Origin of the sequence: Streptosporangium sp. NPDC048047 (assembly GCF_040653115.1) — a bacterium.
In the GTDB taxonomy this organism is placed as follows: Bacteria; Actinomycetota; Actinomycetes; order Streptosporangiales; family Streptosporangiaceae; genus Streptosporangium.
In genome coordinates this window covers 1-15,433 of sequence record NZ_JBEZNH010000012.1, presented here as the reverse complement: position 1 = coordinate 15,433, position 15,433 = coordinate 1, and the positions used below count along the sequence as shown (strand labels likewise).

The following is a 15,433-nucleotide window of genomic DNA, read 5'->3' as shown; positions in this document are numbered from 1 at the left end:
CCGGACCCCCGTAACGGAGTCCTCGTGCAACGCTTCGTGATCCGGAGGCTCGGTGCGCTGGCCGTCACCCTCCTGTTCTCCAGTTTCGTCATCTACGGTGCGATGTACCTCGCGCCCGGCACCCCCGAGAGCTTCCTCGTCCAGGGCCGGACGGTCAGCCCCGAGGTCCTCGCCTCCATCCGCGCCCAGTACGGCCTGGACGACCCCTTCCTGCTGCGCTACTGGCACTGGCTGACCGGCGTGTTCACCGGCGACCTCGGCGAGTCCCTCACCACCCGCCAGGACGTCGCCTCGCTGCTGGCCTCCCGCATCCCCACGACCGCCTGGCTCACCGCCTACGCCGCCCTGCTGATCGTGGTGTTCGGCGTCGTGGCCGGGGTGGTGGCGGGCCTGCGCGGCGGCCTCGCCGACACGGCCGTGCTGCTGGGCTCCAGCGTGGGCTTCGCGGTCCCCACCTTCTTCGCGGCGCTGCTGCTGATGAGCGTCTTCTCCGTGACGCTGGGCTGGTTCCCGGTCTTCGGGGCCGGCTCCGGCCTCTCCGACCGGGTGCTGCACCTGACGCTGCCCGCGGTGGCGCTCGCGCTGCCCGCGGCGGCGGTGGTCGCCAGGATCACCCGCACCGCCGTGGTGGAGGAGCGCGACACCGAACACGTCTCCGTCGCGCTGTCCCGCGGCGTCCCCTGGCGTACGGTGGCCCGCCGGCACATCGTCCGCAACGCCATGCTGCCGGTGACGACGATCGTCGGGGTGAACATCGCCGCGCTCGTCGCGGGCGCGACGGTCGTCGAGCACGCCTTCACCCTCGACGGCGTCGGCGCGCTGCTCATCAACGCCGTGCAGCAGAAGGACTTCGCCGTCGTCCAGGCCGTCGCCCTGGTCCTGGTCGCGGTGTTCGGCGTGGTCAACCTCGTGATCGACGTCCTCTACGCGGTGATCGACCCGCGCGTCCAGCTCGGAGGTGAGAGCGCGTGAGCGCCGTGTCCCCCGTACCGGGTCCGTACGACGGAGGTGAGGCCGCGTGAGGACCACGACCCTCGCCCCACCCACCCGGCGGCCCGGCGGCCCGGTCGGCAGGCGGCTCGGCGGTCCGGCCGGGCGGCTCGGCCCGCTCGGCGTCGCCGCGGTCGCGGTCGCCGCGCTGCTCGTGCTGGCCGCGCTGCTCGCGCCGGTGCTCGCGCCGTACGACCCCGACATCGGCAGCATCGTCCAGCGTTACCTCCCGCCCGGTCCCGATCACCTGCTCGGCACCGACCAGTCGGGCCGCGACCTGCTGTCCCGGCTGCTGTACGGCGCGCGGACCAGCCTGCTCGGCGCGGCCGCCGTCGTGGTGATCGCCGGGGTCGGCGGCACCCTGCTGGCGCTCGTCGCCACCTGGTTCGGCGGGCGCGTGGACGCCCTCGTCGGCCGGGTGCTGGACCTGCTGTTCGCCTTCCCCAACCTGCTGCTGGCGATCATCGTCGTCGCGGTGTTCGGCACCGGCATGGCGCAGGCCACGGTCGCGCTCGCCATGGCGTACGTGCCCTACACCGCCCGGGTGCTGCGCAGCGTCGCGCTGCGGGAACGGCGGCTCCCCTACGTCCAGGCGGCCGAGTTGCAGGGTCTGTCCGGGGTCACGGTGAGCGGGCGGCACCTGCTGCCCAACATCGCGCCGCAGATCCTCACCGGCGCCGCCATCAACTTCGGCTACGCGATGATCGACCTGGCCGCGCTGTCGTTCCTCGGCCTCGGCGTCCAGGCGCCGACCGCCGACTGGGGGCTGATGGTCTCCCAGGGGCAGGACTCCCTGCTGCAGGGACATCCGCAGCAGAGCCTGCTCGCGGGCACGTGCATCGTCGTCGCGGTGGCCGCGTTCAGCGTCATCGGCGAACGGCTCGGCGGCCGCGCCGCGGGAGGCAGGGCATGAGCGTTCTCGAACCCGGCACGGCGGAGCGCGGCACGCGCGTTCCCGCACCCGGCGCCCCGGGAGGTGCGGCATGAGCCTTCTCGAACTCGATGACGTCCGTCTCGCCGTACCGCACCCCTCCGGGGACCGGACGCTGCTGCGCGGCGTCTCGCTGTCGGTGGCGCCCGGTGAGGCGCTCGGCCTGGTCGGCGAGTCCGGCTCGGGCAAGTCGATGACGCTGCGGACCGTGCTGCGGACCGAGCCGCGCGGCGCCCGCGTCACCGGCCGGGTGCTGCTGGACGGCCGGGACGTGCGCGGCCTCGGCCCGGCCGACCTGCGCCGGGTGCGCGCCGAGTCCATGGCGATGATCAGCCAGGACCCCCGGGCCGCGCTGAACCCGCTGCTGCGGGTCTCGCGGTTCCTCGTCGAGGGACTGTGCGACGCGCGGGGGCAGGACGAGCGGACGGCCACCCGCCTGGCCCGCGACCTGCTCGCGCAGGTCGGGATCACCGACGTGGACCGCTGCATGAACTCCTACCCCCACCAGCTGTCCGGGGGCATGCTCCAGCGGGTCGTCATCGCCGCCGCCGTGGCGGGCTCGCCGCGGCTGCTGCTCGCCGACGAGCCGACGACCGCGCTCGACGTGACCACGCAGTCGGAGGTCATGGCGATCCTCGACGAGCAGCGGCGCGAGCACGGCATGTCGATGGTCTTCGTGACCCACGATCTGGAGCTGGCCTCGGCGGTGTGCGACCGGATCGCCGTGATGTACGCCGGGGAGATCGTCGAGGTCTCGACCCCGGAACGGCTCCACGCGGCGCCGCGGCACCCGTACACGCGCCTGCTGCTCGACTCGCGGCCCAGCCTCACCGCGCGGGCCCCGGTGCTCCCGGTCATCCCGGGACGGCCGGTCGCCGCGTACGAGGCAGGCGAGGGCTGCGCGTTCGCCGGCCGCTGCCCCTGGTCGGAACCCGGGTGCACCGGCGGTGAGATCCCGCTCGTCCGGGACGGTGACCGCGCCGTACGGTGCGCGCGCGAGGAGGAACTGGCGGGCGAGCTGGCCCACGCGACGGGGACGGAGGCGACGGCGTGAGCGCTTCGGACGGGAACGTCATCGAGATCAGCGGGTTGCGCAAGCGGTTCGCCACCGGCCGGGGCGCGGGACGCCGTACGGTCGACGCCCTCGACGACGTCAGCCTCACCGTGGCCGGCGGAAGCTGCCTGGCGGTGGTCGGCGAGTCGGGGTCGGGCAAGACGACCCTGGCCCGGATCCTCGTCGGGCTGGAGGCGGCGGACGAGGGAGAGGTCGTCCTCGCCGGACGCCCGGTGGCCCGGCGGCCGCGCCGGGCGGAACGGCGGGCCCGCGCCCGGGACGTCCAGATGGTGTTCCAGGACCCCAACGGGTCGTTGAACCGCCGCCGCACCGCCGGATCGGCGATCGCCGAGGTGCTGACGGCCCACCACCGGGTCACCGGCGCCGAGGCGCGCCGCCGCGTCGAGGAGCTGCTGGAGCAGGTCGGCCTGCGCCCCGCGCACGCCCGGTCGCTGCCCGGCGAGCTGAGCGGCGGCCAGCGGCAGCGGGTGGCGATCGCGCGGGCGCTGGCCGCCGAGCCCCGCGTCCTCGTGCTCGACGAGGCGGTCGCCGCGCTCGACGTGTCGGTGCAGGCCCAGGTCCTGAACCTCCTGTCGGAGCTCCGGCGGGACCGCCGGCTCACCTATCTGTTCATCACCCATGACCTGTCCGTCGTACGGCAGGTGAGCGAGGAGGTCGTCGTCATGCGACAGGGCCGCATCGTGGAACGCGGGAGCACGGCCCAGGTGCTGGACGACCCGCGGCACCCCTACACCAGGCTGCTGCGCGACAGCGCTCCCCGGCCGGGATGGCGGCCGGTCCGCGCCGCAGGCCTCGACGCCGCGGACGGACGCGACGCCACGGAGGGGCGTGACGCCACGGAGGTCGAGGCGTGAACCACCGCCCGCATCCGCTGCTGGAGGAGACCGGCCCCCGTGCCCGCGGCCGGGAGCGGGGACGCCGGACCGCCGCCGGGATGGCCCGGACGTGGCGGACGTACGCCGACCTCTTCGACGCGACCGCCGCGACCGGCGGCAGGTCGCTCGACGTCCCCGCGCTCGCGCTGGCGAGCGTCGCGGCCACCCGCGCGTGGGCGCCGGACCTCGCCGAGGAGATGGAGGGCGTGGCCGAGGGCGCGGGTGTGCCGCTGTGGGTCGTCGCCGCGCTCAACGCCCGGACCGAGATCCTGTCCGAGGCCGCCGCGGTCCGCGCGGGCGAGTGCTCCACGCTGGTCCATGTGGGGACCTCCCGCACCGTGGGCGGGCAGAGCTGGGACTGGCACGAGGAGCTGGCCGGCGGCTGGCATCCGCAGTCGGTCCGCGGCGCGGCGGGCGACCCGGCGGACGGCGGCACGCTGGCGTTCACCGGCATCACCGAGTACGGCATCCTGGGGAAGATCGGGCTCAACGAGGCCGGGGTGGGCGTGCTGTTCAACATCCTCGGCCACACCGGCGACGGCGCGGGCGGCGTGCCCGTCCACCTCGTCGCCCGCAGGGTGCTCGGCTCCGCGACGTCGTTCGACGACGCGATCGACGTCATCACCGGCGTTCCCGTCTCCGCCTCCACCGTGATGACGGTCGTGACCGCCGACCGGGTCGCGTCGGTCGAGGTCAGCCCGGCGGGCGCCGCGGTGGTCCGTCCGGACGCCGGGGGCTGGCTGGTCCGCACCAACCACTTCCAGGACCCGGTGCTGGCCGCCGGGGAGCACCGGGGACGGCTGGAGCCGGAGACCTACGACCGGCTGCGCGTGCTGGGCGAGCGGGTCCGCGGACGCGACGGGATCGGCGGCCCCGGGGACCTCGCCGCGCTGCTCACCGTCCACCCCGGCGACGGGGCCGAGGTCTGCTGTCACGCCCCGGCCGGCGGACGGCTCGGCACCCGGTGGGCGACCCTCGCCACGGTGCTGGTGGAGCCGGCCGCCGGTCTGTTCCAGGTGCACGACGGCGGCCCCTGCACGGCGGGACCCGGAACGTGGGAGACGCTCGCCGTCCCCGCGCGGTGATCCGGCCGGCCGTCCCGAGGTGATCGGCACGCCGGATCACGCCGGACGAGCCACCGTCCCGAGATGATCGGCACCGCGGATCACGCCGGACGAGCCGTACCGATCCGGCGGGAGCAGGCGGGCGGGGGCGGGACGAGCGGGAACGCGGTCGCCTGGAATCCCCCGGGGCGCGGTCAGGGGTTTCCCGGACGGACCAGGCCGCTGCGGTAGGCGATGACGACGAGCTGGGCGCGGTCGCGGGCGTCCAGTTTGGTCAGCAGCCGGCTCACGTAGGTACGGGCCGTGGCCGGACTGATGAAGAGCGCCTCCGCGATCTCGGCGTTGGAGCGGCCCAGCGCGATCTCGGCGAGCACCTCGCGCTCCCGCTCGGTCAGCCCCGCGACCAGGCCCGGATCGAGCCGCCCCGACGCCTCGGCCACCGCGTTCAGGACCCGCTGCGTCACCGCCGGGGACAGGAGCGCGTCACCGGACGCGACGGTGCGCACGGCCTCGCGCAGTTCCTCGGGGCCGGTGTCCTTCAGCAGGAACCCCACCGCGCCCGCCCGGATCGCCGCGAACAGGTACTCGTCGGTGTCGAAGGTGGTGAGCACGACCACCCGGACCGGGCGCAGCCGGTCGTCCGCGACGATCCGCCTGGTCGCCTCGATCCCGTCCACACCGGGCATGCGCACGTCCATCAGCACGAGGTCGGGCCGTAACGCCCGCGCCGTCGCCACGCCGGACGCGCCGTCGTCCGCCTCCCCCACGACCGTGATGTCCGGCGCCCGCTCCAGCAGTGCCCTCAGACCGGTGCGGACGAGGTACTGGTCGTCGACGAGCACGACCCGGATGACCTGCCCGCCACCGGTCTGCCCACCACCGGCCCGCCCATCACCGACCTGCCCGCCGCCGGCCCGATCGGCGATCATCGGGCGGCCCCGGCGGCGTCCGCGCCGATCCGTCCCCGTGGCGCGAGCGGAAGCGTGACGGCCACCCGGAACCCTCCGTCCGGGCCGTTCCCGGTGCGCAGGGCGCCGCCGAGCACCGCCACCCGCTCCGCCATGCCGAGCAGCCCGCGGCCCTCCCCGGGCCTACTCCCGTGCCCGATGGCGCCCCGGCCGTCGTCGGTGACGGTTATCTCCAGCTCGGCGCCGTAGCGGACCAGCACCTCGGCGGAGGCTGCGCCCGCGTGGCGCAGCACGTTGGTCAGCGCCTCCTGTACGACACGGTAGGCCGCCGTGTCGATGACGCGCGGCAGGTCCACCGGCTCGCCCGCGATCCGCAGCCGTACGGGCAGGCCGCTGTCGCCGGCCGTACGGACCAGCCGGTCGAGCTGGGCCAGCCCGCCGACCGGCGCGAGGACGCCGTTCCCGTCCGTCCCGCCGTCCCGGCCGTCTCCGGAGTCGCCGCGCAGCAGCCCGAGCGTCGCGCGCAGTTCCCTCATCGCCTCCCCGCCGGCCTCCCGGATCACCCCCAGGGCTGTGGCCGCCGCGGGCGGGTCGTCCTCCAGCGCCTCGGCCGCGACCGCGGCCTGAACCGAGATGACCGTGACGGTGTGGGCGAGGACGTCGTGCAGCTCGCGGGCGATCCGCAGCCGTTCCTCCTCCGCCCGCAGCGCCGCCGCGCGCTCCCGTTCCGCGGCGGCCCGCGTCTCCCGGTCGCGGATCTCGGCGCGCAGCAGCCGGCGCGCCCTGATGCCGTCGCCGAGAGCGATCATCGCGACCATCAGCGCCACGGTCGAGGCCAGTTCCAGCCCGAACAGGTAGGCGGGGTCGTCTCCCTCGCGGAACCGGAAGAAGGTGGACAGCGCGGTCACCGCCGCGGCCGTCCCGGCCGCCCACCTCCACCGGCCGTCCTCGGCAGCGGAGTACAGGGCGCCCGCCAGCGGCAGCGCCAGGCCGACCGGGGGGAACCGCAGGACGTAGTAGGCCACCAGCCCGGCGGCGGTGACCAGCAGGACCGCCACCGGGAACCGCCGGCGCGCGAACATCAGCGCGCCGAACGCCACCGCGAAGAGGTAGGCGGTCACGGGCGGTGCCGTCTCGCCGCCGACGTCGGCGCTGATCGCGACGGCGTTCACCGCGGCGACGGCCGCCCCGACACCGGCGTCGACGGCGACCGCGCGTATCCGGGATCTCCCCATGCGTGCAGTTTATGGAGGTCACTCCGGGTGCCGCCGCCGTCCGGAGGCGTATTCCGGCACCGGCCGCATACGCCGGGAGGCGACATCGGACGGCGATCGGAGCCGCCCGGAGGCGACATCGGACGGCGCTCCGAGCCGCCCGGAGGCGACACCGGGCGGCGCTCCGAGCCGTCCGGGTGCGACACCGGCTGTCGCACCCGGCCCGCTCGAACACGACATCCGATGACGTTCCGATCCGTCCGGAGGCGACACCCGATGACGCTCCGAGCCGCCCGGGCACGACACCCGATGACGCTCCGAGCCGGACGACCGCGAGCCCCGTGGCGCCTAGGTTCTGTTCCGTGGGCCATCCCGCCTGACCAGCCGTGACAGACGGGACGGGCCGGACGGCCCACGGACCCGGAACCGGCGTCCTCCCGCGCCGGAGACGCAGGCGAACACCACGAACGGAGCTCCCGATGACCCGCCTCTTCGACCTCCTGTCACGCGTCCCCCCGCGTGTCACGACGGTGATCCTGCTCGTCCTCGTATGGACGTCGCTGATCTCGTGGGGAGGCATCCTCGGCGAGACGGTGATGCTCTACCCGAACATCTTCCGCGACCCGCCCGCCTCTCTCGACCTCGCCCGCGAGTTCATCGTCGCCGGCGGGCCGTCCGACTTCTTCCCCCCGCTCGGGATGGTCTTCATCCTCGGCGCCGTGGTGACGTCGCTGCTCACCTGGCGGACGCCGGCGGTGCGCTGGTGGATCATCGGCGCCACCGTGGCGTTCGTGTGCGCCGAGTTCGTCTTCTCCGCCGTCTTCTTCTGGCCGCGCAACACGATCATGTTCGTGGACCCGGTCGGCACCCACCCCGCCGGCTACCTCCGCACCGTCGCCGCCGAGTTCGTCGCCGGGCACTGGGTGCGGGTCGCGGGCGGCGCGGTGACCTCGGCGCTGACGTTCACAGGGTTCCTGCGCTGGTACCGGAACCGGGTGACCGCGCCCGCCGGAGGGACCGCCCGGGACCGGCGCGGAGCCCCCGCCGGGTGATCCGCGGGGGACCGGGGCAGGGTCGCCGCCCGGACTCGGCGTGAAGCCGTCGGCAGGAATCGGGGCGGAGCCGCCACCGGGACTCGGCGCGGGGCCGCCGGCAGGACGCGGCCCGAGGTTTCACGTGAAACCTCGGGCCGTCCTCAGTCCTCCGCCTTCCTGCCGTTCACGCCGACGGCGTACCATTCGTCGCCGAAGCTCTCCACATCGTGACCGGTGACGTCACCCGGCCTCTGGTCCCTGACGTAGCGGTAGAGCGGGTGACCTCCGTAGGTCACCTGCCGCGTGCCGTCCGTCCGCCGGACGGCGCCGAGCAGCGACGCCCTGGCTCCGCTTCCGGCCCGCGGCCGATCCCCGGTGAGATACGGCGGCCACACCGTGGCGCAGTCGCCGTAGCAGGCCGACCTGCCCCTCCGGTCCTTCTCGAAGAGGTACAGGGTGCGGCCCCCGGAATCCGTCAGCACCTTCCCGAGCCTCGTGTCGCCCAAGCCGACCAGGGACCGGGTCGCCGGCGAGACGGGCGGCCCGCCGTAGGTGGGTGACGCCCCGGCCCGTACCGCGGCGTCCGGCCCGGTCGCCCCGGCCTCGCCCGCGCCGCAGCCGGTCGCGAGAAGTCCGAGCGCGAGCACGCCGATGGGGAGTGTTCTCTTCATCTCCGGCCTCCAGGAGAGTGTGGTAGACACTCCCGCCAGGACACAGGTGATCATCCGTCTCCGGAGCCGCGACACGAACCGCTTGGCGATGCCTTTGCCCGGCCCCGCCACCGCTCCCCCCGCGGATACGGCAATCGGCAAGCAACCCACGCGGCCTGCGCATCTACCCTGAATGCATGATCTCCAAGGCTGAGTTGTTCGCCGGTACCGCCGCCTACTACGCGCGACACCGTACGGACTACGGGCCGGAGGTCATCGACCACATCGCCGCCGCGTTACCCCTGGACGCCGCGTCACGGGTGCTGGATCTGGGCTGCGGACCCGGCACCCTGGCCATCCCCCTCGCGGCCAGGGCCGGCGAGGTCGTGGCCGTCGATCCCAGCGAGGAGATGCTCGCCGAGGGCGCCCGGCACGGCGTCCCCGGGATCCGCTGGGTGCGAGGCGACTCCTCGATGCTCGGCGGGCTGCCGCTCGGCCGGATCGACCATGTCGTCATGGGCCGCTCCTTCCACTGGATGGACCGCGAACGGGTGCTCGACGACCTCGACCGGCTCCTGCCCCCGCACGGCGCGGTCGTCGTCGTCGGTCCCGTCCACGATCCGGAGGAGCCCTCCTGGGAACCGGTGGCGCGGGCCGTACGGCGGGACTTCGGGCTGGAGTGGCGGGCGAACAGCGAGTCGTACGAGCAGACCGGGCGGCACCACGACGACGTGCTGCGCGGGTCGCCGTTCCGCCGGGTGGAGTCCCGGTGCTTCACCCGCGTGATCCGCCGTTCCACCGAGGACGTCGTGGGCCTGCAGCTGTCGTTCTCCTACTCCTCGCCCGCCCTCCTCGGCGACCGGCTGCCCGCGTTCACCGAGGCGCTGCGTGAGGCGCTGGCCGCGGCGAACCCGGGCGGCGCGGACTGGGAGGATGAGGACATCACCAACGTCCTCATCGCCCGCAGGCCCTGACGCGTCCCGCGGTCCCCGGCCGCCACGGTCCCTGCCGGGGACCCGGGGGATCAGCCGCCGAGGAGCGGAAGGTCGAGCCGGTTCAGGCGGTCGGGGTCGGACAGCACGTCGATGGCGGCGACGCGCCCGCCGGTGACGGTGAACGCCATCACGGCCAGCGGCCGCCCGTTCGCGGCGACGACCACCCCGGCGGCCCCGTTGACCAGTGCCGGCCGTACGAACGGGGAGAACCGCCCGAAGGTGACCGCCTGCCCGGCCACGTTCCGCGCGCCGCGGAACGTGACGGTGTGGCGGGTGCGTGCCGTGCCGCCGTCGGACCGCAGCACGACCTCCGGGTCCAGCACGGCGACGAGCGCGTCGAAGTCGCCGTCGCGGGCGGCCGCGAAGAACGCGTCGACCACGTCGCGTTGCCGGGTGAGGTCGGGGTCGGGCGCCGGGGCCTGCCCGCGCACCCGGCGGCGGGCCCGGCTCGCGAGCTGCCGCGCCGCGGCCGGAGACCGCTCGATCACCGGGGCGATCTCCTCGAACGGCACGGCGAACATGTCGTGCAGCACGAACGCGAGCCGCTCGGCCGGTGACAGCGTCTCCAGCACGACCAGCAGCGCCAGCCCGACCGAGTCGGCGAGCACCGCCTCGCGTTCGGGATCGGTCCCGGACTCCGGGCAGACGATCGGGTCGGGCATGTGCGTCTCGAAGGGGTCCTCGCGCCGCTGCCCGCGTGAGCGCAGCACGTTCAGGCACACCCGCGCCACCACCGTGGTCAGCCACGCGCCGAAGTTCTCCACGCCGTCGGCGCCGTCGCGGTCGAGGCGCATCCACGCCTCCTGCACCGCGTCGTCGGCCTCGCTCACCGAGCCGAGCATCCGGTAGGCGACCCCGCGCAACCTGGGCCGATGCTCCTCGAAACGCTCGGCCAGCAGATCGCGCCCGTCCAACGTGTCACATTCCTTCCTCGCGGCGTGTCACCACAGTAAACCCGCGGAAGCGGGCCGAAACGCCCGGAAGATCACCTTCCGGACCGGACGAACGTGGAGAGATCATGACGTCACCCATCCTGGTCACCGGCGGCACCGGCACGCTCGGACGCCTCGTCGTGCCGCTCCTGCGCGACGCGGGCCGCGACGTGCGGGTGCTGACCCGCCGCGACCGCGGGCCCGCTGACGGCGTCGAGTACGTGACCGGCGACGTGAGCACCGGCGAGGGGCTCGACGCGGCGGTGAAGGGGGCCGGGATCATCGTGCACTGCGCCGGGAGCGCCAAGGGCGACGAGGTCAAGGCCCGGAACCTGGCGCGGGCGGCGGCCTCGGCCGGCGTCGGGCACCTGGTGTACATCTCGGTCGTCGGCGCCGACCGGGTCCCGGTCGTCAGCGGCGTCGACCGCGCCATGTTCGGCTACTTCGCCGCCAAGCGGGAGGCCGAGCGCGTCGTGGCCGGATCCGGCGTGCCGTGGACCACGCTGCGCGCCACCCAGTTCCACGACTGGATCCTGATGACGCTGGGGCAGATGGCCAAGCTGCCGGTGATGCCGCTCTGGGCCGGTGCCCGGTTCCAGCCGGTCGACGCGGGCGAGGTGGCGGCCCGGCTGGTGGAACTGGCGCTGGGCCGGCCCTCCGGTCTCGTGCCCGACATCGCCGGCCCCCGCGTGTACGGCATGGCCGAGCTGGCCCGCGACTACCTGCGGGCCAGCGGCAAGCGCCGGTTGATCATGGAGGTCAGGACCCCCGGGAAGGCCGCGGCCGCCTACCGGGAGGGCGCCAACCTCGCCCCCGACCGGGCCGTCGGCCGCCGCACCTGGGAGGACTTCCTTGCGGAGCGGGTCGGATAGGTCCGGCGGCGCCCGGTCGCCGGACCGTTCATCCGCTGCCCGGCCGCTCCGCCGCTGCCGGGCCGTTCAACCGCTGCCGGGCCGCTCCGCCGCTGCCCGGTCGTTCATCCGCTGCCGGGCCGCTCCGACGTCAGGTAGGCGCGTACCGCGTGGTCGTAGCGGGCCCGGTCGACGTTCCACGCCTCGGTGTGCTCGCCCCGCGAGAACTCCTCGAAGGTGATGTCCCAGTTCAGCCGGCGGCCCGTGGCCACCAGGCCCCGGGCCTCCTCGATCGGGTGATCGGTGTCAGGGGTGGTGTGGATCAGCAGCAGCGGCGGCCTGACCTTCGGCGGGTGGCGGATGAGGCTGAGCCGGTCCACCTCCACACCGGTCCTCCACCGGGTGACCTGGTTCGACAGCGGGACGACGAACGTGGGCAGGTGGTAGTTCTTCGCGCCCTGCTCGGCGGTCATCCGCACATCGATCATCGGCGCGTCCATGATCACCTTGTTGACCAGGCCGGCCAGTCCCGACCTGGCCAGGAACTGTCCGATGATCTGTCCGCCCATCGACGTTCCGTACAGCACGAACCGCCTGGCCCCCAGCTGCCGCGCCCTGCGCAGCGCGGCCTCCAGGTCGCGCCACTCCGAGTCACCGAGGTGGAGGAGCCCGTCGGGGGAGGACGGCGCGCCCTCGTCGTTGCGGTAGCTGATGTCCAGGAAGGGTAGTCCGAGGTCGTGCACGACGGGAAGGACCTTCAGCTCGGCCTTGCGCCGCCCGTTCTGCCCGTGCACGGCGACGAACCAGGTGGTCCCCCTGCCGGGCACGTACCAGGCGGGGGCGGGGCCCAGCTCGGTCGGGATCATGATCTCGGAGAAGCCGATGCCCCAGGCCACTTCGGGATCGCCCGGTGGGACGTTGCCGAAGTATCCCGGCGTACCCAGGGAGGGCACGGGTCCGCGCAGCACCCGGCGCGTGACCTTCCCGGGTGATCGCGCCACGATGTCGCCCAGCATCGTGTGCGCGCCCGTCCACTCCAGCCAGTAGGTGCCGGGTTTGGTCGTCTGATGCGTCTCGGTCAGCGTGACCGTCCCGCCCCCCACGGTTCCGTCCCCCACGGCGAGAACGCTGGTGTTGCTCTCGCCGTAGTGGACGACCTTCACGCCGGCCTCGCTGCCGAACCAGGCGCCGGACGCGACCGCGCCTGCCACCAGGACCAGCACGACGACCAGGGCCCCCCTGAACACCAGGGCCTTCCTAGACGCTGAGGCCATTGAGGATCCTCCGTATGTTCCGCTCGCACAGGTCTTGCGAAGGCGGGCTCGTCCGGTCCGATGCGCCCCCTGAGGTAGAGCCGGACCAGCCCCTGGGTGGCCGAGGCCGATGCCAGGGCGGCCTCCAGCGGAACATCCGTACGCCGGGTTCCGCCATGTATACAACGTACACCATATGGTTAACGACGTATACCTCCGAGGGATCGGACGGTCGGGATCATGCGCCGCCACGCCGGCGGCCCGCCCGCTCCCGCCGCCGGCGCCCCGGCCCCCGCCAGGGCCGGAACCGGCACCGATGGAGGCACGTCCACCCGAGGCCGTTCCGTCCGCCCGCCGGGGTCGGAACCCTCGGTTCTGTCGGTGTCGCCTGCGAGTATCTCTCCATGCCGACGACAGACCTCGCACCCATCGCCGCCTTCTGGGACACCGTGGCGGACGCCTTCGACGACGAGGCCGACCACGGTCTCCGGGATCGGCGGGTGCGTGACGCGTGGACCCGGCGGCTCGCCGAGTGGCTTCCCGACGGCCCCGCCGACATCCTCGACCTCGGCTGCGGGACCGGCTCGCTGACCCTGCTCCTCGCCGAGCTGGGGCACCGTCCCACCGGGGTCGACCTGTCACCCCGGATGATCGAGCAGGCCGGGCGCAAGCTGTCCGCGGCGGGCTTCGACGTGCCCTTCATGGTCGGTGACGCGGGCAACCCGCCCGTCGCCGCCTACGACACTTTCGACGCGATCCTCGTCCGGCACCTCGTCTGGACGCTCCCCGACCCGAGGGAGGCCCTCGACCGCTGGCTCGGCCTGCTCGCCCCTGAGGGGCGGCTCATCCTCGTGGAGGGCCGCTGGAACGCCTCGGGCGGCGACGCCCCCTACGCGTCCGACTCCCCGCCGCTGCCCTGGCTCGGCGGCGTCCCCGCCTCACGGCTGGTCGAGACGCTGGAGCCTCGGGCCCGGGTCGTCCACGTCGAGCAGCTCACCGATCCGGCGCTGTGGGGCAAGCCGATCGACGACGAGAGGTACGTCGTGATCGCTCACCCGGAGCCCGCCGCATGAACCGGCCGGCGGGAGGGCGGAAAAGGACTCCGCCGCGTGGGTTCCGGCCCTCATCCCCTCACCCGCGCAGAGCCGCACGATGACCTTCATCCGCGTACAGGCACCAGGCGCCCATGAGACCGAATTCTCGTTTGGGTAAAGGATCAGGTTCTGCCATGTTGGGGACGGCACACCGAACCCACCGTTCCACGATCGGGAGGCCCTCATGAGTCCCAGTCCGCGCGAGGTCTTCCTCCGTCTCGTCCACGGTGTGGCCGAAGGCCGCTCCGATGAACTGCCGGACCTGTATGCGGATGTCACCGACGTCCGGCACCCGATGGCGACGCCTGAGTCCGAGCCGTTGACGAGCCGGAGTGCGCTCCGGGAACACTTCACCATCCCGGCCGGGGTGTCGCTCCCCGAGAGGCGGGTCGTCGACGTCGTCGTTCACGAGACCGCGGACCCCGAGGTGATCGTCGCCGAGTTCGCCTACGAGTTCCCGAAGGCCGACGGCTCGGCGACCAAGGTCCCCTGCGTCTTCGTCGTGCGCGTCCGGAACGGTGAGATCATCGAGTCACGCGACTACATCGACCCGATCCGATCCGCCCGGGCGCGCGGTCGCGTCGACGCCCTGGCGGCGGCACTCCGTACGGACACGCCCGCGTAGCGGACGGCCGCCGGCCACCGCCCCGGCCCGCCGCTCATCGCAGCGGTCCGCGTGACCGCCGCGATGAGCGGCGGGTCATCCCATGAGGCGTCGTGGACGACCAGGGCCAGCTGGACGCGGTTGTCCAGGCCCGACTTGGTGAGGATGCGGGAGATGTAGCCCTTGACCGTGCCCACGCTCATGTGCAGCTCACCGGCGATGACGGCGTTGGTCTTGCCCTGCCCGACCGCGAGCGCCACCTCCCGCTCGCGGTCGCTGAGCGTCGCCAGCACCCGCCGGGCGTCGGCCCGCCGGTGGTCGTCCTCCTCGGGCAGCAGACGGTCGATCAGCCGCCGGGTGACGCTCGGCGACAGGCTGGGCTCGCCCGCGACCACACGCCGGATCGCCTCGACGATCCCCTCGGGCGGCGTGTCCTTCAGCAGGAACCCACCGGCTCCCGCGCGCAGCGCCCGGAAAACGTGCTCGTCGACGTCGAACGTGGTCAGGATGATGACCTCCGGCGCGTCCTGACGGGCGCGCAACCTGCGGGTCGCGTCGATGCCGTCGACGCCGGCCATCCGGATATCCATCAGCACCACGTCGGGAGAGTGCTCGCCGACCGCGGCCTGGACCTGCGCGCCGTCGGCCACCGCGCCCACCACCCGGAGGGAGGGCGCGCGTCACCCGATCGGGTCGGCAAGGCCTCATGTCACGAGTTCTCAGCACACATGCTCGGTCATGGTTGTGTCCCAGCGCATACCGGCGGCCATGTGCTCCAGGTAGCCCGCGTCGCTGACCGTCACCGCGATCTCTGCGTAAGGACGTTCAGCGAAGGAGCGGTTCCTCAGAAGCTCCCATGGGCCATAATCGTCCAGATCGGCAGGGCCGTCCGGCTCCTCCGGGTCCCAGGTACTACATCTGTAGATCGTTAACCGATTCGCCTGCGTGACTGTGGGTAGATGG

17 protein-coding genes are annotated in these 15,433 nt (G+C 73.6%); 10 read left to right on the top strand and 7 right to left on the bottom strand.

Annotated elements, in window-relative coordinates; translation table 11 throughout:
- Positions 1–24: 24 nt before the first annotated feature.
- The 5 genes from AB0D67_RS13185 to AB0D67_RS13165 all read left to right on the top strand — a co-directional run bounded on the left by AB0D67_RS13185 (position 25) and on the right by AB0D67_RS13165 (position 4,956).
- A complete protein-coding gene (locus AB0D67_RS13185) occupies positions 25–972 on the top strand; it encodes an ABC transporter permease (RefSeq protein WP_362933412.1) in 948 nt (315 codons plus the stop codon).
- Positions 973–1,018: 46 nt separating this feature from the next.
- The gene (locus tag AB0D67_RS13180; RefSeq protein ID WP_362933409.1) at positions 1,019–1,903 is read left to right on the top strand and encodes an ABC transporter permease; all 885 of its coding nucleotides are present in this window, start codon (positions 1,019–1,021) and stop codon (positions 1,901–1,903) included.
- Positions 1,904–1,973: 70 nt separating this feature from the next.
- Positions 1,974–2,975 carry an ABC transporter ATP-binding protein gene (locus AB0D67_RS13175; RefSeq protein ID WP_362933406.1) on the top strand — a complete coding sequence of 334 codons (1,002 nt, stop codon included), beginning with the start codon at positions 1,974–1,976 and terminating at the stop codon, positions 2,973–2,975.
- The gene (locus AB0D67_RS13170) at positions 2,972–3,850 is read left to right on the top strand and encodes an ATP-binding cassette domain-containing protein (RefSeq protein ID WP_362933403.1); all 879 of its coding nucleotides are present in this window, start codon (positions 2,972–2,974) and stop codon (positions 3,848–3,850) included. The genes AB0D67_RS13175 and AB0D67_RS13170 overlap by 4 nt, the downstream gene beginning before the upstream one ends.
- Positions 3,847–4,956: a C45 family peptidase gene (locus AB0D67_RS13165; RefSeq protein ID WP_362933400.1), complete on the top strand. Its 1,110-nt coding sequence runs from the start codon at positions 3,847–3,849 to the stop codon at positions 4,954–4,956. Before AB0D67_RS13170 ends, AB0D67_RS13165 begins: the two co-directional genes overlap by 4 nt.
- A 173-nt stretch (positions 4,957–5,129) precedes the next feature.
- On the opposite strand, the gene AB0D67_RS13160 is transcribed toward AB0D67_RS13165, so the two are convergent.
- On the bottom strand, positions 5,130–5,864 hold the full coding sequence (locus AB0D67_RS13160) for a response regulator transcription factor (RefSeq protein WP_362933397.1): 735 nt from the start codon (positions 5,862–5,864) through the stop codon (positions 5,130–5,132).
- The gene (locus AB0D67_RS13155) at positions 5,861–7,078 is read right to left on the bottom strand and encodes a histidine kinase (RefSeq protein WP_362933394.1); all 1,218 of its coding nucleotides are present in this window, start codon (positions 7,076–7,078) and stop codon (positions 5,861–5,863) included. The genes AB0D67_RS13160 and AB0D67_RS13155 overlap by 4 nt, the downstream gene beginning before the upstream one ends.
- A gap of 458 nt (positions 7,079–7,536) precedes the next feature.
- Between AB0D67_RS13155 and AB0D67_RS13150 the strand changes: the two genes are divergently transcribed.
- Positions 7,537–8,109: a hypothetical protein gene (locus AB0D67_RS13150; protein ID WP_362933391.1), complete on the top strand. Its 573-nt coding sequence runs from the start codon at positions 7,537–7,539 to the stop codon at positions 8,107–8,109.
- A 143-nt stretch (positions 8,110–8,252) separates the two neighbouring features.
- On the opposite strand, the gene AB0D67_RS13145 is transcribed toward AB0D67_RS13150, so the two are convergent.
- Positions 8,253–8,762, bottom strand: coding sequence for a hypothetical protein (locus AB0D67_RS13145; protein ID WP_362933388.1), 510 nt, complete (start codon positions 8,760–8,762; stop codon positions 8,253–8,255).
- A 176-nt stretch (positions 8,763–8,938) separates the two neighbouring features.
- On the opposite strand from AB0D67_RS13145, the gene AB0D67_RS13140 reads away from it, so the two are divergent.
- Positions 8,939–9,715 (top strand): class I SAM-dependent methyltransferase, encoded by a 777-nt coding sequence (locus tag AB0D67_RS13140; RefSeq protein ID WP_362933385.1) that lies wholly within the window; start codon positions 8,939–8,941, stop codon positions 9,713–9,715.
- Between the two features lie 50 nt (positions 9,716–9,765).
- Here the strand turns inward: AB0D67_RS13140 and sigJ are convergent, their stop codons facing one another.
- A complete protein-coding gene (sigJ, locus tag AB0D67_RS13135) occupies positions 9,766–10,650 on the bottom strand; it encodes an RNA polymerase sigma factor SigJ (RefSeq protein ID WP_362933382.1) in 885 nt (294 codons plus the stop codon).
- A gap of 104 nt (positions 10,651–10,754) precedes the next feature.
- Between sigJ and AB0D67_RS13130 the strand changes: the two genes are divergently transcribed.
- Positions 10,755–11,540, top strand: a complete 786-nt coding sequence (locus AB0D67_RS13130) for an NAD(P)H-binding protein (protein ID WP_362933379.1) — start codon at positions 10,755–10,757, stop codon at positions 11,538–11,540.
- 104 nt (positions 11,541–11,644) lie between these two features.
- Here AB0D67_RS13130 and AB0D67_RS13125 read toward each other — a convergent pair whose 3' ends face one another.
- Positions 11,645–12,793 carry a hypothetical protein gene (locus AB0D67_RS13125; protein ID WP_362933376.1) on the bottom strand — a complete coding sequence of 383 codons (1,149 nt, stop codon included), beginning with the start codon at positions 12,791–12,793 and terminating at the stop codon, positions 11,645–11,647.
- A 383-nt stretch (positions 12,794–13,176) separates the two neighbouring features.
- Here AB0D67_RS13125 and AB0D67_RS13120 point away from each other — a divergent pair, with 383 nt between their 5' ends.
- Together AB0D67_RS13120 and AB0D67_RS13115 are read left to right on the top strand one after the other, a co-directional pair.
- Positions 13,177–13,845 carry a class I SAM-dependent methyltransferase gene (locus tag AB0D67_RS13120; RefSeq protein WP_362933373.1) on the top strand — a complete coding sequence of 223 codons (669 nt, stop codon included), beginning with the start codon at positions 13,177–13,179 and terminating at the stop codon, positions 13,843–13,845.
- A 205-nt stretch (positions 13,846–14,050) separates the two neighbouring features.
- On the top strand, positions 14,051–14,491 hold the full coding sequence (locus AB0D67_RS13115) for a nuclear transport factor 2 family protein (protein ID WP_362933370.1): 441 nt from the start codon (positions 14,051–14,053) through the stop codon (positions 14,489–14,491).
- Here the strand turns inward: AB0D67_RS13115 and AB0D67_RS13110 are convergent.
- Both AB0D67_RS13110 and AB0D67_RS13105 read right to left on the bottom strand, forming a co-directional pair.
- Positions 14,407–15,120 (bottom strand): response regulator transcription factor, encoded by a 714-nt coding sequence (locus AB0D67_RS13110; protein ID WP_362933367.1) that lies wholly within the window; start codon positions 15,118–15,120, stop codon positions 14,407–14,409. The genes AB0D67_RS13115 and AB0D67_RS13110 overlap by 85 nt on opposite strands.
- A gap of 69 nt (positions 15,121–15,189) precedes the next feature.
- Positions 15,190–15,433: hypothetical protein (locus AB0D67_RS13105; RefSeq protein WP_362933364.1), on the bottom strand; the 244-nt coding region annotated here is incomplete at its 5' end.